This is a genomic window from Bradyrhizobium sp. FW305-F6 (genome assembly GCF_058782905.1).
The window spans coordinates 180,166-202,163 of sequence record NZ_JBYSYD010000005.1 but is presented as its reverse complement, the minus strand read 5'-3'; the positions used below and the strand labels follow the sequence as shown (position 1 = coordinate 202,163).

Genomic DNA, 21,998 nt, shown 5'->3' with positions numbered 1-21,998 from the left:
TCCACGAGTGCGCGCTGCCTACCGCTTGCGCTTCGTCGCCGGCTTCGTCGTCGGCTTCGCTGTTCTGGACGAACGCGCCTTGGCCTTGGCGGGCGGCTGCACCCGCAATCCATCGACAAACACGTCGAGCATCCGCAGCACCGAGGATTGCCAGCCGGGCTGGTCGTGCATGTAGCACATTCCGATGAGCGCCCGCAGCAGGTCCTCTGGGCTGATATCGCCGCGCATCTGGCCGGCGGCGACCGCGCGGTCGAGCAACGAGCCGATCGCCTTGGTCAGCCGCTCCATCGAGAACGCCGCGAGCTCCGACGAGCTTTGATAAGTCAGCGCCAGCGCTGCCGACATCCCCTTCTTGGTGGCAACAAACTCCACCGCTGAGCGCAGCCAGCGCCGCAGCGCCTCGACCGGATCCTTCGCATTCTTCAACTGCTCGGCCAGCTCGCTGAGCTGCTCGACTTCGCGGCGGTACACCGCCTCGAACAAGGCCTCGCGCGTCGGAAAATGCCGGTACAGCGTGCCGATGCCGACCCCGGCGCGCTTGGCCACGGCTTCCAGGCTCGCCTCCGAACCGCCCGCATTGAACACCAGCTTGGCGGCTTCGAGCACGCGCTCGCGATTGCGCACGGCGTCGGCGCGGGGCTTTCGGGTCTGGTCGGTGTGGTCGTCCATGACGCGCAATCTAGATCACGAATTGGTTAGATTGAACCCTCGCCGGACCCGCGCAGGGCTGCATCGCGTTGGGGACGCAGGCGCTTTCGACGAATTCCAGATTTTTCCGCACCGCCCTTGTTAAACGGAGGATGCCTCCGTATCTTCCTACAAGCGTCGGCCGCACCCTGTTCGGGCGGCGCAGTATCGGACGGCGGCCACGGCGGTGGCGCGCTGCACGATGACTCATGTCCAAATCTGATCGGAGCCTTGTATGAACCACTCCATCAGCCTCACCGTGAACGGTGCGCGGCGCGACTTCGTCCTCGACGATCCGCGCGTCACGCTGCTCGATCTCCTGCGTGAGCGCCTCCATCTCACCGGAACCAAGAAGGGATGCGACCGCGGCCAGTGCGGCGCCTGCACCATCCTCGTCGACGGCAAGCGCATCAATTCCTGCCTCGCCCTCGCCATCAGCCACGACGGCGCCGACATCCTCACCATCGAGGGCGTTGCGCGCGGCGATCAGCTCCATCCCGTGCAGGCCGCCTTCATCGCCCATGACGGCTTTCAATGCGGCTTCTGCACGCCGGGCCAGATCATGAGCGCGATCGGCATGATCAAGGAGGCACAGGCCGGCAACGATCCCGAGCGCATCCGCGAATGCATGAGCGGCAATCTCTGCCGTTGCGGCGCCTATGCCGGCATCGTCGATGCCGTGCTCGATGCGCAAGGACATATGGACGAATCCAACCAGAGGCGCTCGGCATGAAATCCTTCGATTACGTCAGGCCTGCGACGGTCGCTGAGGCCGTTGCCGCCGCTGCTCAGCCGGGTGCGGTCTATCTCGCCGCCGGCACCAATCTGCTCGACCTGATGAAGGGCGATGTCAGCCGCCCGGATCGTCTGGTCGACGTCACGCATCTCGACGGGCTCGATCGCATCGAGACTCTCGCCGACGGCTCTTTGCGTATCGGCGCGCTGGTGAGCAACGCAGATCTCGCGCATGACGTTGAATTCGCGAGATCATATCCCGCGGTGGCCGAAGCGCTGCTGTCCGGAGCGTCGGCGCAATTGCGCAATGCCGCGACCGTCGGCGGCAATCTCCTGCAACGAACGCGCTGCGCGTATTTCTACGACACCGCCAGCCGCTGCAACAAGCGCGAGCCGGGATCCGGCTGCGATGCGCGCGAGGGTGAGAACCGCGGCCATGCCGTGCTCGGCTGGAGCGAGAGCTGCATCGCTACGCACCCGTCCGACTTCTGCGTGCCGCTGGTCGCGCTCGATGCGGTCGTGGAGGTCGAGGGCAGGAGCGGCCGGCGCGAGATCGCGCTCGACGAGCTGCATCGCCTGCCAGGCGACGCGCCCGAGCGCGAGACCATGCTCGAGCCCGGCGATCTCATCGTCGCGGTGCGTCTGCCGCCGGCGGCGCGCGCGTTTGCATCGCATGCGCGCTATCTGAAGGTGCGCGAGAGAACGTCTTATGCTTTCGCCGTGGTCTCGGCCACGGCTGCGCTGCGGATCGAGAGCGGCAGGATCGCGGAGGCGCGACTTGCGCTCGGGGGCGTCGCCGCAAAGCCCTGGCGAGCCCGTGCCGCGGAGGACGTGCTCAGGAACGTCGCGCCCACGGTCGACGCGTTCCAGGAGGCGGCCTGGCGCGCGCTTGCCGACGCCAAGCCGTCCGGCGACAACGCCTTCAAGATCGAGCTTGCGCGCCGCATCGTCGTGCGCGCGCTGTTGCTCGCCGCTGCCGGCACGCCTGCGCGTATCCCGGCGCTGCCGGCTTCTCCCTTTGCCTCGACCTCCGGAGTCATCCATGCCTGAGCTCAATTTGACCAGCGCGCCCGCCCATCTCAGGCACGGCTCGAACATCGGCCAGCCGCTGACACGCCGTGACGGCCTCCTCAAGGTCACGGGGCGAGCAACCTATGCCGCGGACAACCATCCGCCCGGCATGCTGTTTGCGGTGATCGCCGCGTCCAGCATTGCGCGTGGTCGCGTCGTTTCGCTCGATGTCGCTGCGGCCAAGGGCCACCCCGGCGTCGTGGATGTGATGACGCCGGACCACAAGCCGCAGCTCGCGATCGATCCGGAGATCAAGACCAACCCGTTCGTGTTCCGGATGGACGCGTTGCACAGCAACGAGGTGCGCTACGCCAACCAGCCGATCGCAGTCGTGATTGCCGAGACGCTGGAGGCCGCGACGGAAGGCGCGAGGCTGCTCGCGCCGCGCTACGAGACGCTGCCTCCGCTGGTTGGTCTCGACGCCGGCGAGAGTTTCGTGCCGCCGGTCGTCGGTGTCGGTAATCCCGCGGAGCATCACCATGGCGATATCGAGGCGGGGCTCGCCTCCGCCGCGAAGCAGATCGATGCGACTTACGAGACGCCGCCGCAATATCACAACGCGATGGAGCCGCATGGGATCGTGGTTCAATGGGATGGCGACAGGCTGTCCGTGGACATGCCGACCCAGGGTCTGATGCTGTCGCTGGCGCGCATTGCCGAACTGTTCGGTATCGCGCACGACAAGATCCACATCCGCAGTCCCTTCCTCGGCGGCGGCTTCGGCTCGAAGGGGCTCATGGGCGGCCCGCCGGTTCTCGGCATCATGGCGGCGAAGCTGGTCGGCAAGCCGGTCAAGCTGGTGCTGCGCCGCGAGCAGATGTATGGCCCGGTCGGCCACCGCGCGCCGACGCGTCAGCGCCTGCGCATCGGCGCCGACGGTGAAGGACGCCTGACCGCGCTCGATCATCACGCGCGGACCGTGTCGAGCACGTTCGACGATTTCTACGAGCCCGCAGCCGATGCCTCGCACACGCTCTACGCGGCTCCCGCAATCCGCACCTCGCACGATGCCGTGCGCGTCAACACCGGCACGCCGCTGTTCATGCGCGCCCCGGGCGAAGCGACGGGCTCGATCGCGCTCGAAAGCGCGATCGACGAGATGGCCTTTGCCTGCGGCATGGATCCGCTGGCCTTCCGGCTAAAGAACTATGCCGAGGTCGAGCCGATCACCGGCAAGCCGTTCTCGTCCAAGGCGCTGCGTGCCTGCTACGAACAGGGCGCCGCGCGCTTCGGCTGGTCGAAGCGCTCGCTCCAGCCGCGGCAGATGCGTGACGATGGCGGCCTTCTGGTCGGCTGGGGCATGGGCACCGCGACCTTCCCGGCGCTGATGTTCCAGGCCGAAGCCCGCGCGGTGCTCCGGCGCGACGGCTCGGGCGCCATGGAGATCGGCGCGCACGACATGGGGCAGGGCGCCTGGACGGCGCTCGCCCAGATCGCGGCCGACGAGCTCGGGCTCGATATCGACCGCGTCGACTTCAAGTCCGGCACGTCCGACCTGCCTGATGCCGGCATCGCCGGCGGCTCGGCGCACACGGCAACCGCAGGTGCTGCGATCCATAGCGCCGGTGCGGCCGTGATCGCAAAGCTCGCTGATCTCGCCACCAATGACGAGCGTTCGCCGCTGTTCGGTGCCGGCAATGCCGGCGTGATTGCGCGCGATGGCAGGCTGATCCGCCGTGACGACGAGAGCCGTGGCGAGAGCTATGCCGACATTCTCGCGCGCGCCGGCGTTGCCGAGATCGAGGCGCGCGGCACCGGCGCGCCGAATCCGGCCGCGATGGAGCAATACGCGATGCATGCGCATGGTGCGGTGTTCGCCGAGGTCAAGGTCGATCCCGATCTCGGCCAGGTCCGCGTCACCCGCATGGTCGGCGCCTTTGCGGCAGGGCGCATCGTCAACCCGCGCATGGTGCAGAGCCAGCTGTTCGGCGGCATGATCTGGGGTATGTCGTTCGCGCTGCACGAGGAGGCCATCACCGACCGGCGCACCGGCCGGATCATGAATGCCAATCTCGGCGAGTATCATGTCCCCGTGAATGCCGATGTGCCGCCCCTCGACGTGATCACGGTCGAGGAGCACGACCCGCATGTGAATGCGCTCGGCATCAAGGGCGTCGGCGAGATCGGCATCACCGGCAGCGCCGGTGCGGTTGCGAACGCGGTCTGGCATGCGACCGGCGTGCGCGTCCGCCGCTTTCCGATCAGGATCGAGGATCTGGTGACGCAGCTCTGAAAAGCTTGATCGGCGCCGGGCGGGGTGCCCGGTGCCGATCAGCGGATCGAGCCGGAGAAATTGCTGATGTCGGGCGAGTCTCGGGCCGGAAACAGCCGTGCCGTCGAGGAACTGTCGAGCCGTCGTCGGCACTTTGCTTCGTCAGCGCTGTCCTTGCCGGAGCGACTCTTGGAGAAAACGTCGTCGAGCCGGTTGACGATCAGCATGGCGTGATCGCGCTCCAGCGTGTCCGGGTTCTTTCGCTGCTCGTCGGAGTGAAAGACGCCACTGACGGCCTTTCCGCTCATGTCGTAGTCGCAGCCGGCTTTCCAATCGCCCTGATCCCACTTCCAGCCTTTTGCCTTGAGGCGTCCGTCCTTGTCGACGGTGATCTTGATGATGGCGTTGTAGGCAAGCCAGACGCCGGCAAGGCCGGTGCGTTCGTCGTCGAAGCCTTCGAGCAGGGCTATGCGCTCGCGCTGGAGGCCGTCGACATGGGCACGCGCATCGGCCGTGGCGTGCATCTCCGAGTCGCGCTTGTCCCAGGCGGGATGTAGGAATTCCGGGAATTCCACGGCCTGGGCATGAACCCAGTTGCGCTGGTCCTCCGTCAGAGCGCGCCGCGTGGCATCGTCGAGCCGCGGCAGCAGCGTCTTCCAGGCGCGGTTCAGTCGCTGGTCATTCTGGGCAAGGTCGGGATCGGCGCAGATTTCCTCGTCCGTCGCGGTTTCCGGACGCGTGCAGTCGAAGGTCGGTGCGACGAAGGAGGTGTCGGCCCTGTCGGTGGTCTCGGCATTCCCGTTCGCGAAGTAGGTGCCGGTGATCTGCCAGAGATAATCGCAATCCTCGCGATCTCCTGTCATCTCGTCGCGCTCGGTTATGACGACACGAAGCGTCTCGCCCTGGCGTCGGAGCTTGACCTCCGGCGGCTTGGCTGGCCTGGTCATGGTCGAGGCGATCTGCCCGTTCAGCCAGCCGTTCGAACGCGTCACCGTCGTGCTCAGCTGGCATTGACGGCGCCGGTTGCTGCCGTAGTCGACCCGCATGTCGATGGCGAGGTGCCAGGCGTCGTCGCCGTCGGGCGTGAGGATGACGCTGCCGAACGCATTGCTCCATTTGCCGGCCAACCCGCTGCGACCAAACCCTGCTGCGATGCCTTCCAACGATACTGCGCGCAGGCGCAGCGTTGTCAGGAAGCTCTCGCGCAATTCGTCGTCGTCGATTTCCTCCACCGTGCCGGCAGCCTGCAGGATCATTTCGTTAAACCAGGCCTCGTCGCGCTTCAGCAGAGGGCGGACATTGGCGGGCGTTCGGGCAAGCGCCCCGCCGAAGGCCCTGTCGATCGCCGCGACCAGAAGATCGTAGCCCTTCTCCTTGCAGACCGCGGTCTTGATCTGGTTGCCGTCGTCGCCGCACAGCGTGATGGCCGTCGGCGCACTGCTGGCCGCACGGAGGTAGCCATCCAATGCGCGGGAGGACGTCGTGGCGAGCAGAAGGCTTCCGATGACGATCCCGATACGGAGGCGAACGAACATGGGCGGCCCCTGGTTAACGCGATGGTGCCTGCCTTTGTCGCCGACGGATTGATCGGGGTTCAGCGGTTATGGAGGGCGGCCGTAATGGCTCAGTTCAGCATCTTGCGGAGCGCCTTGAGCTGCTCTCGTTGCAGCTCGATGTATTCGGAGATGATTTTGCGAAGCTCGTGCGAAAGGAGCTTGTCGGCGTCGCGCTGGACTTCGTTGAGCGCGGCTTCTGCATTGGCGAGCGTGATCTTCATCTGCGAGCCCTGTTACGACGCGGCCCCGGAGTGCCTGGACTCCGGGCGATAACCTCAGCGCCGTTTGCGCCAGGCTGTTCGGCTATGGCTGGCAATATATAGCGGCGCGGCCCGGAGAAATTGAGATGGCTCAAGCTCCTTACGAAACCGGTGCCTCCGTAGGAGTCCGGATGCGCCGATCTCGCTTCAGAACGTCGGCGGCGTGCAGGCCGAGATCACTTCGCAGGGCTTGCCGCCGACGCAGCGGAAGCGATGCGGCCGGCGGCTCTCGAAATAATAGGCATCGCCGGGGTTGAGGATGCGGCGCTCGTCCTCGACAGTGACCTCGAGCTTGCCCGAGATCACGATGCCGCCTTCCTCGCCGTCATGAACGAGGTGCACGCGTCCGGTGTCGCTGCCGGGCTCGTAGCGCTCCTTCAGGATCTGCAGGCTGCGGCCGAACAGATTGTCGCCGATCTGCCGATACGAAATCGGCTTCTTGCCGACTTCGGTGAGCTCTTCGGCGCGGTAGAAGATCTTGCGTCGGCTTTCCGGCTCCAGCGCGAAGAACTCCGCGAGTCCCATCGGGATGCCGTCGAGGATGCGCTTGAGCGCCCCGACCGACGGGTTCATCTGGTTGGATTCGATCAGCGAGATCGTCGAATTGGTGACGCCGGCGCGCTTGGCCAGTTCGCGCTGCGACAGCTTGTGGCGCGCCCGGATGAATCGCAGCCGTCCACCGATGTCGACGCTCATGCCCAAATCCTGTGTTGCAGGTGTTGCGGATCGCGCAAATATGGACCGGCGGCCCCATTGAAATCAATGGGTTGCGGCGCAACAGAAAAGGACTTGTTGCTCATTCCAAACCGTGGCTCTGCTATGGCCTCAGCAAAGGAGCGCGGCCGTGACCCTTCATCAGATTCCGAACACTATCAAGACCGACTCGTTCTGGATGCCGTTCACGGCCAACCGGCAGTTCAAGAAGGCGCCGCGCCTGTTCTCCTCGGCCGAGGGCATGCACTACACGACGGTCGATGGCCGCAAGGTGATCGACGGCTCCGCCGGGCTCTGGTGCGTCAACGCCGGCCACGGCCGCAAGCAGATCGCTGCTGCGGTCGAGCGCCAGCTGTTGACGCTGGATTTCGCGCCGTCCTTCCAGATGGGCCATCCGCTGGCGTTCGACTTCGCCGAGCGTCTCGCCGAGATCGCGCCAAAGGGCCTCGATCGCATCTTCTTCACCAATTCCGGCTCCGAGTCGGTCGACACCGCGTTGAAGATCGCTCTCGCCTATCACCGCGCCAACGGCCAGGCGAGCCGTACCCGCCTGATCGGCCGCGAGCGCGGCTATCACGGCGTTGGCTTCGGCGGCACCTCGGTCGGCGGCATGGTCGCCAACCGCCGCGCCTTCGCCACGCTGCTGCCGGGCGTCGACCACATCCGCCACACCCACGATCTCACCCGCAACGCCTTCGCCAAGGACCAGCCCGAGCACGGCGCCGAGCTCGCCGACGATCTCGAGCGTCTTGTGGCCCTGCACGGCGCCGAGACCATCGCCGCCGTCATCGTCGAGCCGGTGCCGGGCTCCACCGCGGTGCTGCCGCCGCCGAAGGGCTATCTGCAACGCCTGCGCGAGATCTGCGACAAGCACGGCATCCTCCTGATCTTCGACGAGGTCATCACCGGCTTCGGCCGCCTCGGCACGCCGTTCGCCGCCAATTTCTTCGGCGTCACGCCTGATCTGATGACCACCGCCAAGGGCATCACCAACGGTACCATCCCCTGCGGCGCGGTGTTCGCGCATCGCAAGGTGCACGACGCCATGATGATCGGCCCGGAAAACGTCATGGAGCTGTTCCACGGCTACACCTACTCGGCGCATCCGACCGCCTGCGCCGCGGGCATCGCCACGCTCGACATCTACAAGGACGAAGGCCTGCTCACGCGCGGTGCCTCGATTGCCGACTATTGGCGCGATGCGCTGCACTCGCTGAAGGGCCTGCCCAACGTCATCGACATCCGCAATTGCGGCCTGATGGGCGCGGTCGAGCTGTCGCCGCGCGATGGCGCGGTCGGCGCGCGTGGTTATGACGTCATGGTCGACTGCTTCAATCGCGGACTGTACTTCCGCATGAGCGGCGATAGCTTTGCGCTGTCGCCCCCGCTCATCGTCGAGAAGAGCCACATCGACGATATCGTCTCGATCCTGGGCGATGCCATCAAGCGGGTGGCCTGATAATTGCTCTCGCCGTTGCGGGTTGTGTCCTTGCAGCGGCGAGCGCCGCGGGAGTTTGACGAAGCGTGAAAGTTCTGATCCTCGGCAGCGGTGTCATCGGTGTCACCTCTGCCTACTATCTTGCGCGTGCCGGCCACGAAGTGACGGTCGTCGATCGTCAGCCCGAGCCGGCACTGGAGACCTCTTTCGCCAATGCCGGCGAGGTGTCGCCCGGCTATTCCTCGCCCTGGGCCGGTCCCGGCGTGCCGGTGAAGGCGATCAAGTGGCTTCTGATGAAGCACGGCCCGTTGGTGATCCGGCCGAAGCTCGATCCGGTGATGTGGGTCTGGCTGCTCAAGATGCTGCGCAACTGCACCAGTGAGCGATACGCGGTCAACAAGAGCCGGATGATTCCGATCGCGGAATACAGCCGCGATCGCTTGCGCGATCTGCGCCGCGACATCGGCATCCAGTACGACGAGCGCTCGCAAGGCACGCTGCAGCTGTTTCGCTACCAGGCCCAGCTCGACGGCACCGCCGAAGACATCGCCGTGCTCAAGCAATACGGCGTGCCCTTCGAGGTGCTGAGCCGCGAGGGCTGCATTGCGGTCGAGCCGGCGCTATCAGGCGTGAAGGAGAAGTTCGTCGGCGGGCTTCGCCTGCCGCAGGACGAGACCGGCGACTGCCACATGTTCACGCAGGCGCTGGCCAAGCATGCAGAGGCGCTCGGCGTGCGCTTCCTGTTCAACACCTCGATCGACCGTATTGTCACCGAGGGCGCACGTGTCAGCGGCGTTCAGACCAGCGCCGGCCTGTTGCAGGCGGATGCCTACGTGCTTGCGCTCGGCAGCTGGTCATCGCGGCTGGTGGCGCCGCTCGGCATTTCGCTGCCGGTCTATCCGGTGAAGGGCTATTCGATCACGGTGCCGATCAAGGACGCCTCCGGCGCGCCGGAATCCACCGTGATGGACGAGAGCTACAAGGTGGCGATCACCCGCCTCGGCGATCGCATCCGCGTCGGCGGCACCGCCGAAATCTCGGGCTTCTCGGACAAGCTCTACGACGCGCGCCGTGCCACGCTCGATCATTCACTGACCGACCTGTTCCCGCGCGGCGGCGATCTCGCCAAGGCGACGTTCTGGAGCGGCCTGCGTCCGATGACGCCGGACGGTCCCCCCGTGATCGGCCCTACCCAATACGCCAATCTCCACCTCAACACCGGCCACGGCACGCTGGGCTGGACCATGTCCTGCGGCTCGGGCCGCGTGCTCGCCGACATGCTCTCGGGCAAGAAGCCGGAGATCGACGTCAGCGCGCTGACGGTGGACAGGTATAATCATCGGTTCGGGTGATTGACGCTGTCATTCCGGGGCGCCTCGAAGAGGCGAACCCGGAATCTCGAGGTTCTCAGGTGCGCAATTGCGCACCATAGTTCGATGCTGCGCATCGCCCCGGAATGACGGCAATTGCTACCCCGCTCCCGTCACGCAATTCACCCATAGCACGACGGACTTCGCATCCTGCGCCGGGTTCGAGAACCGATGCGGCCTGCGGCTCGCAAATCTAAAGCTGTCGCCGGTTTTCAGCGACCACGTTTGGCTGTCGACCGTCAGCATCATCTCGCCTTCGAGCACGAGGCCGGCTTCCTCGCCGTCATGGGTGTAGAGTTCGTCGCCGGTGGAGCCGCCGGGCTCCAGATGCACCAGGAACAAATTGAGCTTGTTGTCGGCGCTGGCCGGGCTCAGCAACTGTTTTGACACGCCGGTGCGCCAGAGCTTGAGCTCCGGCCGTTGCAGGCCGCGCGTCACCACCTGGTCGGATGCGCCGTCGGCGCTCGGGCTCGCTCCGAACAGTGCGGCGATGCCGACGCCGAGCACGTCGGCGAGCGTTGCCAGCACGCGCAGCGACGGCGACGACAGCCCGCGCTCGATCTGGCTGAGAAAACCGATCGAAAGCTCGGTTTGCGCAGCGACCGTCTCCAGTGAGAATTGCCTGATCCTCCGGAGATCCCGGATGCGGCGGCCGACGGCGACGTCCATCGCCGGCTCGGACGGCTTGGCGACGGCCTTGGCTTTCACCCGCTTGGCCGGCTTCACAGCGGCCGGTTTGCGCATTCTTTTGCCACCGCTCACGTCAAACCGCTTCCTTCATGTGCATGAAAACCGCTTGCATCGTCCGCGAAAGTGTGACCAAATTTTCATATTGGTGAAAATAGGCCGAAACGGCGCGGCCCGCAACGTCTGATCGCGACATGCGCGACTGCCGTACCGGCCAGACCCAAAGGGGGATGCGATGAAGCGTTTTGTTCAGGCCGCGATCGCGGCGCTCGCGATGGCTGCAGCGGTGCCGGCTGGCGCGCAACAGGTGCTGAAGGTCGGCTCGACCCCGACCGGCATTCCTTTCACCTTCCTCGACACCAAGACCAACACCATCCAGGGCATCATGGTCGATCTCATCACCGAAGTCGGCAAGGACGCCGGCTTCAACGTCCAGATCGAGCCGATGCAGTTCTCGGCGCTGATCCCGTCGCTGACCTCGAGCAAGATCGACATCATCGCCGCCGCGATGTTCATCACGCCGCCGCGCAAGGAGGTCGTCGACTTCTCCGACCCGATCTACAGCTATGGTGAGGGCCTCGTGGTGCCGAAGACCGACACCAAGGCCTATGCCACGCAGGACGATCTGAAAGGCGCGACGGTCGGCGCCCAGGTCGGCACCGCCTTTGTCGACGCGCTGAAGAAGTCCGGCCTGTTCGCCGAGGTGAAGGCCTACGACACCATTCCGGACATCCTGCGCGATGTGAACACCGGCCGCCTCAAGGCCGGCTATGCCGACTATCCGATCCTCGCCTACAATTTGAAGCAAGGCGGCTTCCCCGAGGTGCGCCTGGTCGACGGCTACAAGCCGGTCACGGTCGGCTCGGTCGGCATCGGGGTGCGCAAGGGCGAGGCCGCGTTGCTCGGCAAGATCAACGCCTCGCTCACCAAGCTCAAGGCCAACGGCACCATCGACAAGATCCTCGATAAATGGGGCCTGAAGGCGCAAGGCTGATCACGTCTCATCGAAAGCTGCCCGATGAAAGGCTTCTGGCACGACGCCGTCGAGTTCTTCCCGATCCTGATGAACGGCGTCGCGCTGACGATCATCGTCACGATCGGCTCGCTGCTGCTGTCGACGGTGCTCGGCCTGATCTGGGCCATGATGCGGGTCTCCGGCATCAAGGCGCTGTCGATGCTCAGCGCCAGCCTGATCAACGTGATCCGCGGCATCCCGATCATCGTGCTGTTGTTCTACCTCTACTTCGTGATGCCCGATCTCGGCGTCACGCTGTCGGCCTTGCAGGCCGCGATCCTCGGGCTCGGCATCGCCTATTCCGCCTACCAGGCCGAGAACTTCCGTGCCGGCATCGAGGCCATCGACAAGGGCCAGATCGAGGCGGCGCAGTCGATCGGGATGGGCTGGTGGCTCACCATGCGGCGCGTGGTGCTGCCGCAGGCGGTGCGGATCGTGCTGCCGCCTTACGGCAACGTCATGATCATGATGCTCAAGGACTCTTCACAGGCTTCGACCATCACGGTCGCCGAGCTCGCGCTGCAAGGCAAGCTGATCGCGTCGTCGACCTTCAAGAACACCAGCGTGTTCACGCTGGTGGCGCTGATGTATCTCACCATGAGCATCCCGCTGATCCTGCTGGTTCGTCACTTCGAGAAGCGGGCCGGCAAGCGATGATCGAGCTGAGCAACGTCCACAAGAGCTTTGGCGAGGTCGAGGTGCTCAAGGGCATTGATGCCACGGTGCAGAAGGGCGAGGTGGTCTGCATCATCGGCCCCTCCGGTTCCGGCAAGTCGACCATCCTGCGCTGCATCAATGGGCTGGAAAGTTACGACCGCGGCGAGATCAGCGTCGAGGGCCTGAAGGTCAACCGCGATGCGCCCTCGATCGTGGACATCCGCACCCAGGTCTCGATGGTGTTTCAGCGCTTCAATCTGTTTCCGCATCGCACCGCGCTGGAGAACGTGGTCGAAGGGCCGCTTTACGTGAAGAGGGAGCCGCGTGCGCAGGCGCTGGAGCGCGGCCGCGCGCTGCTCGCCCAGGTCGGGCTCGCGGAAAAGGCCGACGCGCATCCGCCGCAGCTCTCCGGCGGCCAGCAGCAGCGCGTCGCGATCGCGCGGGCGCTGGCGATGCAGCCGAAGGCGATCCTGTTCGACGAGCCGACCTCGGCGCTCGACCCCGAATTGGTCGGCGACGTGCTCGGCGTGATGCGCAAGCTGGCCGACGACGGCATGACCATGGTCGTCGTCACCCACGAGATGGGCTTTGCCCGCGACGTCGCCGATCGCGTGCTGTTCATCGACGGCGGCGTCATCGTCGAGCAGGGGCCGGCGAAATCGGTGCTCAATCAACCGCAGCACGCGCGGACGCAGGACTTCCTGCGCCGCGTGCTGCATCCGCTCTAACCGGACTTCGCCATGACTCGCCTGCCTTTGCCGCCCTCGCTCTATGCCGCCACCGCCGTCGCGCCGGTTGCGACGCCCCCGCTCGACGTCGACAGGAATGTCGCGGTCGCGATCGTCGGCGGCGGCTATACGGGCCTGTCCACCGCGTTGCATCTGGCCGAGGAGGGCGTCGAGGCGCTGGTGCTGGAGGCGCAGGAGCCGGGCTGGGGTGCGTCGGGCAACAATGGCGGCCACACCAACCCGGGCCTGAAGCACGACCCCGATCAGATCGAAACCGACTTCGGCGCAGAGCTCGGCCGCCGCATGATCGAGTTCGCCTACGGCACCACGAACTTCACGCACGATTTGATCCGCCGCTACCAGATCCCGTGCGAGGCGCGGCAGAACGGTACGCTGCGCGCGGCCTATCATGAGCCCAGCGCGGCGGCGATCGAAAAGACCGCGCAGCAATGCATTCGCCGCGGAATGCCGATCAAATATCTGAACCGCGAGCAGCTCCGCGAGATGACCGGCACCGACCGCTACATCGGCGCCATGCTGGATACCCGCGGCGGTGATCTGCATCCCCTGAGCTACGCCCGCGGCCTCGCGCGCGCCGCGATCTCGGCGGGCGCCAAGGTGCATGGCGAGACGCCGGCGCTGTCGCTCCGCCGCGAGGGAACGCGCTGGCGTATCGAGACGCCGCGCGCGGTGGTGAATGCCGACAAGGTTCTGCTCGCCACCAACGGCTTTACCGACGATCTCTGGCCGGCGCTCCGCCGCACCATCGTGCCGGTGTTTTCCTCGATCGCGGCCACCGCGCCACTTTCCGACGCAGTCGCCCGTTCGATCATGCCGACGCGCCCCGTGCTCTATGAGAGCGGCCACATCACCGTCTACTACCGCATCGACCAGCACAACCGTCTGTTGATGGGCGGCCGCGGCCCGATGCGCTGGATCAAATCGCCTAATGATGTCGCCTATCTCATGCGCTACGCGGAGCGGCTATGGCCACAGCTCAAGGGTGTCGCCTGGACCCACGGCTGGAACAGCCGGCTCGCCATCACCGCGGACCACTATCCGCATGTGCACGAACCCGCGGAAAACATCCTGATCTCGCTTGGCTGCAACGGCCGCGGCGTTGCGCTCGCGACTGCGATGGGCGCCCAACTCGCGCGCCGTCTGATCGGCGGCGCCAAGGCCGAGATCGACATGCCGATCACGGGCATCAAGCCGATGCCGATGCACGCGTTCTGGCCGGTCGGTGTGACGGCCGCCGTGATCGCAGGCCGCGTGCGGGACCGGTTGGGGATTTAGTGCAGTGTGCTCCCTCTCCCGCTTGCGGGAGAGGGTTGGGGAGAGGGTTCATCAACAGGCGAGAACCCCCGAGAGGCGCAAGCCCTCACCCGGCGCTCCGCGCCGACCTCTCCTGCAAGCGGGAGAGGTTAAGGAGCCCGTGGCGCGATCGAGCTTCCTCAGGATTCCGCCACCGCATCGGCCCAGGGCTGGAAGATCTCGACCGCGCCCGAATTCGTTTCGCCCTCGCGCATCACCACGCTCGGGCAGGCGAATTTCTGCGGCAGCGTCTGCACCCGGCTCTCTTCATAGTCGAAGCGCGCGGCCAGCGCTTCACGGACGTCCGCCGGCAGGCGGGCATCGCCGATCACCACCGCGCCCTCGCTGGCGTCGATGCGCGGTTGATGGATGGCGGCGTCGAGGTCCATGCCGTAATCCATTGCAAAAGAGACGAGCTGCATCACCGACGGCAGGATGCGGCGGCCGCCGGAGGCGCCGATGGCGAGGCGCTTGCCGTCCACGGTCTCGGCGATGACGGGCGTGTAATTGCACAGGCAGCGCTTGCCGGGCGAGAGCGAGTTGGTCGTGCCCGGCGTCGGATCGAACCACATGATGCCGTTGTTCATGGTGATGCCGGTGTGCGGGGTCACATAGCGTGAGCCGAACGACGAGAGCAGAGTCTGCGTCACCGCCGCGATGTTGCCGTGGCGGTCGACCACCGAGAAATGCGTGGTGCAGGCCGGAGCCAGATATTCGGCGCCGAGCGAGCGCTTGCCGTCGGCATCGCCCATGTCCTTGAGCCGCTCGCGGAAGGCCGCTTGCAAGGCGAGCGCGTATTCGACATAGGCGCCGGCATCCGGCGCGCCAGCGGGCCTCAGGCTCTGCTGCAACAGGCGCAGCGCGTGCGCCATGGTGGGGCCGGCCGTGAGCTCCGGCGTCGCATACACCTTGCCGTCGCGGTACGGAATAGCCAGCGGCTCGCGCAAAAGCGCGCGGAAGGCGGCGAGGTCCTCGACCGACAGCGAGCCGCCGTCAGCCTTGATGTCGGAAGCGATGCTCCTGGCGAGATCGCCCTGGTAGAAATCGCGCGGTCCGGCTTCGGCGAGATGCGACAGCGTCGCCTTCATCATGTCCTGCGGGAGCCGCGTCTCGGCCTTGATGCCCCATGGCGCGCTCGGCGGCAGGCCGTCCTTCAGGTACGCCGCTGCGCTGGCCGGATAGCGCCTGAGATCGGCGGCCGACCCCGCAATCGTCGCCGTGGTCCACCAATCGACCAGGAGGCCTTCGCCGGCGAGCCTGGCCGCCGGCGTGACCAGATCCTTCCACGGCATCCTGGCGTAGCGGCGATGCGCCTCTTCCATTCCGGCGACGACGCCGGGGACGGCAATCGCACCGGGACCATGGATGTTGCGATCGTCCTTCACGCGGGGCCAAGGAAACAGGTCCGAGACGGCGCCCTCGCCACTCAGCGGATAGTCGGCAGCGCGAAGGCTCTGCGGCGCGGACATGCCGTAGTCGATCACCTCGTAGCGATTTTCCTTGGCGCGGTAGAGCACCATCGCACCGCCGCCGCCGAGACCGCTGTTCCAGGGCTCCAGCACGTTCAGCGCCATGGTGGTTGCCACGATCGCATCGACGCAGTCGCCGCCCGCCGCCAGCACCTGCGCCCCGATTTCAGCCGCGCGCCGCGATTGCGAGGCGACGATGCCGCCCTTGGACGTAACGGCGGGCTTGCGGACGGTTTGATTGAGGCTGAACTGATGAGGCATGATGTCGTCTTGATCTCTGGATTCAGTTGCGTCGATGCACTGAGGTTGGAAGCTCCGCGATTGGCGAAGCCCGCGGACAATGGCACATTGCCGCCAACGAGAACATGGAAAGGGAGGCGCGGCATGGCTGGTGTGAAACAGGCGCGGGATGGCGCGGTCGGAATTCTGACGCTCGACGAGCCGGCAAGCCTGAACGCGATGACGCCGGACCTGCTCGGCGCGCTCGCCAGCGCCGTCGGCGAGATGACGGGGGACGAAGCCGTCCGCGCGCTGATCCTCACGGGCGCCGGCCGGGGATTTTGCTCAGGACAGAATTTGAAGGCATCCGAAGCGCTCGGCGAGGACATCGCCGGCGGCGTGATGCGGTTCTACTGGCCGGCTTTCAAGGCATTGCGCGAATGTCGCGTGCCCGTGGTGGTGGCCGTGAACGGGGTTGCGGCCGGCGGTGGCTTCAGCCTCGCCATGGCCGGCGACATCATCGTCGCGGCGCGGTCGGCGAGTTTCATCCAGGTGTTCAGCCGCATCGCGCTGGTCCCCGATCTCGGCTCGACCTGGCTCTTACCGCGGCTGGTCGGCCGGCAGCGCGCGCTCGAGCTGATGCTGCTCAACGAGCCGCTGACCGCGGAACGGGCCCAGGAGATCGGGCTGGTGCGGCAGGTCGTCGACGATGCCAAGCTGATGGATGAGGCCCTTGGTCTGGCGCGCCGCCTGGCGGAAGGGCCGACGCGCGCTTTGGTCGCAACGCGCGCGCTCGTCGAGGAGAGTGAGCACTCCACCTATGAAGCCCAGTTCCGCCGCGAGATCGAGCTTCAAGCCACGATCCGCAAGAGCGCGGACGCCATCGAAGGCCGCAATGCGTTCATCGAGAAGCGTAAGGCGAAGTTTACGGGGAAGTGAGGTGGGGCGCACTTTCTCCCCTCGTCATGCCCGGGCTTGACCCGGGCATCCACGTCTTCGTATCCGCGCCCCAAAACGTGGGTGGCCGGGCCTTCGCCGCGCCGAAGCGGCTTCGGCCGCGCAGGCGGGACAAGCCCGGCCATGACGACGATTAGTGCGGTTTCTAAGCCGCTGCGCTCAGCGCATGCGGTCCAGCCGGCTGGCCTGATACTTGGCGCGCCATTTCGGGCCGGGGCCGCGCATGTAGTGCAGCTCGGGGCGATAGGGATTGCCTGCGACGCGGATCAGCGTCTGCCATTTGGCGGCAACGATGCTCAGCGGCTGGCGCAGCAGGCTCAAGGAAGCGAGCAGCATGACATCACCTCAATGCGGCTTGCCGAGCATCGCGGTGAAGGGAAGATCGAAAATCTCCTCGCCGTCGTCGCCGCTGACATGGATCACCCAATCGCGCCAGTCTTCATTGCTCGGCGTCAGGATCATCGACTGCATGATCTGGGCGGCACGGTCGCGGGCCTCGGTCAGGTTGGACACAGCCGCGCCGGCGCGGTCGATCAGCGTGCCCTCGGTGTTGGAACAATGAAAAAAGACCTGGACCATATGCGTCTCCTATTGGGAGCGATTGGGAGCGGCAAACCGATACCACCCGAGGCATTCGCGAAACATTCGGGTTGAACCCGGTCAGGGAATTTACGGAGATTGGTCGCCGCCAAGCCCGTCACCGGTTTAATCACAGGCGGGTGATGGCTGGCCGACGCCGCGGCGTCTTGGAACAAGGTCGAGGGTGGCGTGAGAGAGTTCACATTCGAGCGCGAACGGAGAAGCCTGCGCTTGCGGGCGGCGGTCGTCCTTGCAGCTTTTTTGGCTGCCGCACTGCCGGGTTTCGCTCCGGCCCGCTCCGAGCCGATCAGGAAGAGCGGCTATGCGATCGGTCCGGACATGTGCGGCAGCGGCGATCTCGCCTTTCCCAGGATCCAGATCGACATGAAGGCGGGATTTTGCGCCGGCCTCGTCGCCAGCGAAGAGGATCGACTCAGATTTCCGCGCTCGATCGTCCAGGTGCCCGGCCGCGACCTGTTCGTGGTCGCCGACATGGGCGGTTGGGGCCGCACCGATGGCCGGCTATTGCTGCTCGATCCGCGCGCTGCGCCGGGGCAACGCTTCAAGGAGCTGCTGACGGGCCTCGAATATCCGTTCGGCCTCGTCATCGGCCCGGACAGGAAGCTCTATGCCTCGACTGCGGAGACGATCTTCCGGTTCGATCCGCTCGCGGACAATCCACGCAGCACGGTCGAGACCATCATCCGTCACATGCCCGGGCGGCGGATCACGCTGCCGGATGGTACGAGGCTCGACGAGAGCGCGCATCCTCTCAAGCAGTTCGTGTTCGATCGCGACGGCCGGCTGTTCGTCAATCTCGGCTCGCACAGCGACGACTGCGTCACGCCCGCGCCGATCACAAGACCCTGTGCGGCGGCCGAGGGCGCCTCGGCGCTGGCCTCGATCTGGCTGTTTACGCCGCCGGCGGGCGGTGTGTTTCCGGCCTTGAAGCCGGGCGACCCCGACCCGCCGCACACCGTCTATGCGCGCGGCCTGCGCAACTCGATGGCCCTGGTGCTGCACCCGATGTTTCCGGATGCTGGTTACGCTTTCCTGCAGGCTGAGAACGGCCGCGATCTGCCCGACATCTTCGAGCCGAACGAGGAGATCAACGCGATCGAGCAGGGCAGGCATTATGGCTGGCCCTATTGCTACGACCTGTCGAGCCCGAGTCCCGAGTTCAAGCGCGTGCTGCAATCCGGGGTCTACAAGTCGCTCTGCACAACCAATCCGCTCTACAAGGCGCCGCTCTCGCTGTTGCCGCCGCACGGTGCGCCGCTAGCGATGCTGTATTATCGCGGCGCCAGATTTCCGGAGCTCGAGGGCAAGCTGCTGATCGGCCTGCACGGCTATCGGCCGACCGGAAGCCGGCTGCTCGTCTATGACGTCGACGACCGCGGCTTCCCCAAGCCTACCCCCGCCCCGGTGAGCTATCACGTCAGTTGCGCGGCCGATCCGACGCGCAGCTTCCAGACCGATGCCGGCGAGGTCGCTGCCGCCCCGTTCGAGGAGCTGATTGCCGGCTGGCACCGCGTCAACGGCGCGCGGCCGCAGGGTGCGCCGGTCGGCATGGCGGTTGCGGAGGACGGCGCGATCTGGCTGGTCGAGGACAAGAACAAGACCGTGATCCGCATCGATCGCGCCGTTGGCGAAGCGCCGGCGCCGCTGCCGTGCGATGCGCGCAGCCAGGCGATGATCGACCAGCTCGCGGCCTTCGTCGCCAGGGACACGCAGAACAGCGCCCGGCTCACCGGCTTGCGCAAGGGCCTGGTCGAGAAGCACTGCGTCGGTTGCCATTCCGATTTCGGCTTGAAGCCGGGCCAGTCGGAGGCGGAGAAGGACGGGGCCGTGCTCCGTTTCATGCTGTCGCAGGACGGCTGGATCTATCCCGGCGATCCCGAGGCCGGCAAGCTGCGCACGCGCCTGCGCGGCTTGGGCGCGGAGAAGCTGATGCCGCCAGGTGGCGAGGGCCTGCCGAAGACCGAGCCGGGTTACACGCGGCTGCTGGATAATGCAGACCTGCTGGTCGCAAGAATGGTTCCGGGCACGCGGATGCGGATCAAGCCCGGCCCGCCGCAGCGCAAGTTCTTTGCCAGGACCAACAAGGAATGCGGCGAAATACCGGCCGCCAAGGTCGTCGTCGTGACACAAAGGAGCGCTGTAGACAAACCCGGCTTCAGCCGATTCTTCCGGCCGGCCGATCACTATCTGAACGGCGAGTGCACCGACGGCGATGGCTACTACATCCGGCAGGAATTTCTGGTGCCTGTGCAGTAGCATCGTTCTCGTCGTCGCGGCGGCGTCCGCGCAGGCGGAGACGAAGCTGTTCGAAAGCGCGCAGGTATCGCCCGCGGGCGAATACACCTTCGGCATCGAGGGGCCTGCCGCCGACCTCGACGGCAATCTCTTCGTCGTCAATCTCGCCAAGCCCGGCACGATCGGCAGGCTGCCCGCTGGCGGCATTGCGTCGGAGCTGTTCACGACGCTCCCCGAAGGCAGCATCGGCAACGCCATCAGGTTCGACCGCAGCGGTACGATGTTCATCGCCGACTACAAGAAACACAACATCTTCGCGATTCCGAAGGGGGCGACCTTGCCCGCCGTCTGGTTCCGCTCCGACGAGATGAACCAGCCCAACGACATCACCATTGCGCGCGACGGCACCATCTATGCGAGCGATCCGAACTGGAAGGGCAGGGAAGGCCACATCTGGCGGATTGCGAAGGGTGCGGACGGCACGGTGCAGGGACAAGTGATGTCGGCGCCGCGTGCGATGGGCACCACCAACGGCATCGATCTCAGCCCCGATGGCAAGACACTCTATGTCGGGGAATCCAGCAGCGGCCAGATCTGGTCCTATGCGATCAACGGCAACGAGCTGACGGGCGCCAAGCTGGTCAAGGCGTTTCAGCCCGACACGGTCGACGGCCTGCGCACCGACGTGACCGGCCGTCTCTATGTCGCGCGCATTCTCAAGGGCACGATCGCGCTGATGAAGCCCAATGGCGCCGTCGAGCGGGAGATCGCGCTGAAGGCCAAGGAGCCGACCAACCTCGCCTTCGGCGGCAGCGACGGCAAGACCGTCTTCGTCACCCAGCGCCAGGGCGGCTTCATCGAGGCCTTCCGCACCGACCAGCCGGGCCGCGAGCATTGCCTCCAGCGCGGACGTTGCTAGAGCCGGCTTGAGTCTGGCGCGGCAGGTACGGCATTCTTCTTGCTTGCATCTGGCCGCCGCGGGGATCAAGACTTTCGTGGCATGTCGAGAGAACCTGCGACCACGGAGTGTTTGAGTGAAAGCCGTCCATACCGAACTGCACCGCAGCCACGATCCGCAATTCTTCCTGGTGCGTGGTGTCGTCAAGCGTACCACTGAGCAGCCGGAACGCGCCGATCGCCTGCTCAAGGGGCTGAAGGAGGGCAAGCACCAGCTGGTCGAGCCGACCAAATTCGGGCAGGGGCCTCGCGCGCGCATTCACAGTCCGGAATATCTGTCGTTCCTGAGCGAAGCCTGGGACGCCTGGACCGCGCTCGGCGATTCCGGCCCGGAGATGATCGGCAATATCCACCCGGTGCGACATGCCGCGACCTATCCGACCCACATCGTCGGCAAGCTGGGCTGGCACACCGCCGATACCGCCGCGCCAATCGGCCCGGGCACGTGGGCGGCCGCCTGCGCTGCCACGGACGTCGCGGTCACCGCCGCGCAGATGGTGATGGATGGCGAGGACGCGGTCTACGCACTCTGCCGTCCGCCCGGCCATCACGCCTATCGCGACATGGCCGGCGGCTTCTGCTTCCTCAACAACAGCGCGATCGCGGCGGCGCATCTGCGGCAGCAGCACGAGCGCGTCGTCATCCTCGACGTCGACGTCCATCATGGCAACGGCACGCAGGGCATCTTCTACGCCCGGCCCGACGTCTACACGATCTCGATCCATGCGGATCCGGTGGCGTATTATCCCTACGTCTGGGGCTACGCGCATGAGCGCGGCGAAGGACCCGGCCTCGGCACCAATCTCAACATTCCGCTGGCCATCGGCACCGGCGATGACGGCTACATGCAGGCGCTGGACCTTGCGCGCAAGGCGATCGAATCCTTTGCACCCGGCGCGCTCGTGATTGCACTCGGCCTCGATGCCTCCGAGCACGATCCGCTGAAGGGACTTGCGGTCACCACCCCCGGCTTCCGCCGCATCGGTCAGGCCATCGCGAAGATGGGGCTGCCGACCGTGTTCGTGCAGGAGGGCGGCTATCTCTCGGATATTCTCGGCGCGAACCTGACGTCGGTGCTGGCCGGCTTCGAAGAAGCGCGGTGAGGTCTCTTCGCCTC

Annotated in this window: 21 protein-coding genes; 13 read left to right on the top strand and 8 right to left on the bottom strand. The window is 65.9% G+C overall.

Annotated features, from left to right (window positions below):
• Positions 1-18: 18 nt before the first annotated feature.
• Positions 19-669, bottom strand: coding sequence for a TetR/AcrR family transcriptional regulator (locus tag AC3WLX_RS29030; protein ID WP_492338566.1), 651 nt, complete (start codon positions 667-669; stop codon positions 19-21).
• Between the two features lie 253 nt (positions 670-922).
• Here AC3WLX_RS29030 and AC3WLX_RS29025 point away from each other — a divergent pair, with 253 nt between their 5' ends.
• From AC3WLX_RS29025 to AC3WLX_RS29015, 3 genes are read left to right on the top strand one after another with little or no spacing between them, the layout of a single operon-like run.
• Positions 923-1,420 carry a (2Fe-2S)-binding protein gene (locus AC3WLX_RS29025; RefSeq protein ID WP_492338565.1) on the top strand — a complete coding sequence of 166 codons (498 nt, stop codon included), beginning with the start codon at positions 923-925 and terminating at the stop codon, positions 1,418-1,420.
• Complete coding sequence (locus AC3WLX_RS29020) at positions 1,417-2,472, top strand: FAD binding domain-containing protein (RefSeq protein WP_492338564.1); 1,056 nt, start codon at positions 1,417-1,419, stop codon at positions 2,470-2,472. Before AC3WLX_RS29025 ends, AC3WLX_RS29020 begins: the two co-directional genes overlap by 4 nt.
• The gene (locus AC3WLX_RS29015; protein WP_492338563.1) at positions 2,465-4,726 is read left to right on the top strand and encodes a xanthine dehydrogenase family protein molybdopterin-binding subunit; all 2,262 of its coding nucleotides are present in this window, start codon (positions 2,465-2,467) and stop codon (positions 4,724-4,726) included. Before AC3WLX_RS29020 ends, AC3WLX_RS29015 begins: the two co-directional genes overlap by 8 nt.
• Positions 4,727-4,764: 38 nt before the next feature.
• On the opposite strand, the gene AC3WLX_RS29010 is transcribed toward AC3WLX_RS29015, so the two are convergent.
• The 3 genes from AC3WLX_RS29010 to AC3WLX_RS29000 all read right to left on the bottom strand — a co-directional run bounded on the left by AC3WLX_RS29010 (position 4,765) and on the right by AC3WLX_RS29000 (position 7,217).
• The gene (locus AC3WLX_RS29010) at positions 4,765-6,240 is read right to left on the bottom strand and encodes a lysozyme inhibitor LprI family protein (RefSeq protein WP_492338562.1); all 1,476 of its coding nucleotides are present in this window, start codon (positions 6,238-6,240) and stop codon (positions 4,765-4,767) included.
• A gap of 89 nt (positions 6,241-6,329) precedes the next feature.
• Entirely contained in the window at positions 6,330-6,482 is a 153-nt protein-coding gene (locus AC3WLX_RS29005) for a hypothetical protein (protein ID WP_291623680.1), read from the bottom strand.
• 186 nt (positions 6,483-6,668) lie between these two features.
• Complete coding sequence (locus AC3WLX_RS29000; protein ID WP_008561958.1) at positions 6,669-7,217, bottom strand: cupin domain-containing protein; 549 nt, start codon at positions 7,215-7,217, stop codon at positions 6,669-6,671.
• Between the two features lie 148 nt (positions 7,218-7,365).
• Here AC3WLX_RS29000 and aptA point away from each other — a divergent pair, with 148 nt between their 5' ends.
• Entirely contained in the window at positions 7,366-8,694 is a 1,329-nt protein-coding gene (gene aptA / locus AC3WLX_RS28995) for an omega-aminotransferase AptA (protein ID WP_492338561.1), read from the top strand.
• A 65-nt stretch (positions 8,695-8,759) separates the two neighbouring features.
• Positions 8,760-10,025, top strand: a complete 1,266-nt coding sequence (locus tag AC3WLX_RS28990) for a D-amino acid dehydrogenase (RefSeq protein ID WP_492338560.1) — start codon at positions 8,760-8,762, stop codon at positions 10,023-10,025.
• Between the two features lie 117 nt (positions 10,026-10,142).
• Here AC3WLX_RS28990 and AC3WLX_RS28985 read toward each other — a convergent pair whose 3' ends face one another.
• Positions 10,143-10,787 carry a helix-turn-helix domain-containing protein gene (locus AC3WLX_RS28985; RefSeq protein WP_492338559.1) on the bottom strand — a complete coding sequence of 215 codons (645 nt, stop codon included), beginning with the start codon at positions 10,785-10,787 and terminating at the stop codon, positions 10,143-10,145.
• A 178-nt stretch (positions 10,788-10,965) separates the two neighbouring features.
• Here AC3WLX_RS28985 and AC3WLX_RS28980 point away from each other — a divergent pair, with 178 nt between their 5' ends.
• Genes AC3WLX_RS28980 through AC3WLX_RS28965 form a run of 4 tightly spaced genes read left to right on the top strand, consistent with a single transcriptional unit; the run spans position 10,966 to position 14,426 of the window.
• The gene (locus tag AC3WLX_RS28980; protein WP_492338558.1) at positions 10,966-11,724 is read left to right on the top strand and encodes an ABC transporter substrate-binding protein; all 759 of its coding nucleotides are present in this window, start codon (positions 10,966-10,968) and stop codon (positions 11,722-11,724) included.
• A gap of 24 nt (positions 11,725-11,748) precedes the next feature.
• Complete coding sequence (locus tag AC3WLX_RS28975; protein WP_492338557.1) at positions 11,749-12,402, top strand: amino acid ABC transporter permease; 654 nt, start codon at positions 11,749-11,751, stop codon at positions 12,400-12,402.
• Positions 12,399-13,130 (top strand): amino acid ABC transporter ATP-binding protein, encoded by a 732-nt coding sequence (locus tag AC3WLX_RS28970; protein ID WP_492338556.1) that lies wholly within the window; start codon positions 12,399-12,401, stop codon positions 13,128-13,130. Before AC3WLX_RS28975 ends, AC3WLX_RS28970 begins: the two co-directional genes overlap by 4 nt.
• A 12-nt stretch (positions 13,131-13,142) precedes the next feature.
• A complete protein-coding gene (locus AC3WLX_RS28965) occupies positions 13,143-14,426 on the top strand; it encodes an NAD(P)/FAD-dependent oxidoreductase (protein WP_492338555.1) in 1,284 nt (427 codons plus the stop codon).
• Between the two features lie 158 nt (positions 14,427-14,584).
• On the opposite strand, the gene AC3WLX_RS28960 is transcribed toward AC3WLX_RS28965, so the two are convergent.
• The gene (locus tag AC3WLX_RS28960; protein ID WP_492338554.1) at positions 14,585-16,174 is read right to left on the bottom strand and encodes a gamma-glutamyltransferase family protein; all 1,590 of its coding nucleotides are present in this window, start codon (positions 16,172-16,174) and stop codon (positions 14,585-14,587) included.
• Between the two features lie 123 nt (positions 16,175-16,297).
• Here AC3WLX_RS28960 and AC3WLX_RS28955 point away from each other — a divergent pair, with 123 nt between their 5' ends.
• Positions 16,298-17,071 carry an enoyl-CoA hydratase-related protein gene (locus AC3WLX_RS28955; protein ID WP_492338553.1) on the top strand — a complete coding sequence of 258 codons (774 nt, stop codon included), beginning with the start codon at positions 16,298-16,300 and terminating at the stop codon, positions 17,069-17,071.
• A 177-nt stretch (positions 17,072-17,248) separates the two neighbouring features.
• Here AC3WLX_RS28955 and AC3WLX_RS28950 read toward each other — a convergent pair whose 3' ends face one another.
• Positions 17,249-17,425, bottom strand: coding sequence for a hypothetical protein (locus tag AC3WLX_RS28950; RefSeq protein WP_291623705.1), 177 nt, complete (start codon positions 17,423-17,425; stop codon positions 17,249-17,251).
• A 9-nt stretch (positions 17,426-17,434) separates the two neighbouring features.
• Positions 17,435-17,668 (bottom strand): DUF6894 family protein, encoded by a 234-nt coding sequence (locus AC3WLX_RS28945; RefSeq protein WP_291623707.1) that lies wholly within the window; start codon positions 17,666-17,668, stop codon positions 17,435-17,437.
• 189 nt (positions 17,669-17,857) lie between these two features.
• On the opposite strand from AC3WLX_RS28945, the gene AC3WLX_RS28940 reads away from it, so the two are divergent.
• From AC3WLX_RS28940 to AC3WLX_RS28930, 3 genes are all read left to right on the top strand, one after another.
• Positions 17,858-19,945, top strand: a complete 2,088-nt coding sequence (locus tag AC3WLX_RS28940) for a PQQ-dependent sugar dehydrogenase (protein ID WP_492338552.1) — start codon at positions 17,858-17,860, stop codon at positions 19,943-19,945.
• Complete coding sequence (locus AC3WLX_RS28935) at positions 19,902-20,843, top strand: SMP-30/gluconolactonase/LRE family protein (protein ID WP_492338551.1); 942 nt, start codon at positions 19,902-19,904, stop codon at positions 20,841-20,843. The genes AC3WLX_RS28940 and AC3WLX_RS28935 overlap by 44 nt, the downstream gene beginning before the upstream one ends.
• 115 nt (positions 20,844-20,958) lie before the next feature.
• Complete coding sequence (locus AC3WLX_RS28930; protein ID WP_291623906.1) at positions 20,959-21,984, top strand: histone deacetylase family protein; 1,026 nt, start codon at positions 20,959-20,961, stop codon at positions 21,982-21,984.
• The last annotated feature ends 14 nt before the right edge of the window (positions 21,985-21,998 follow it).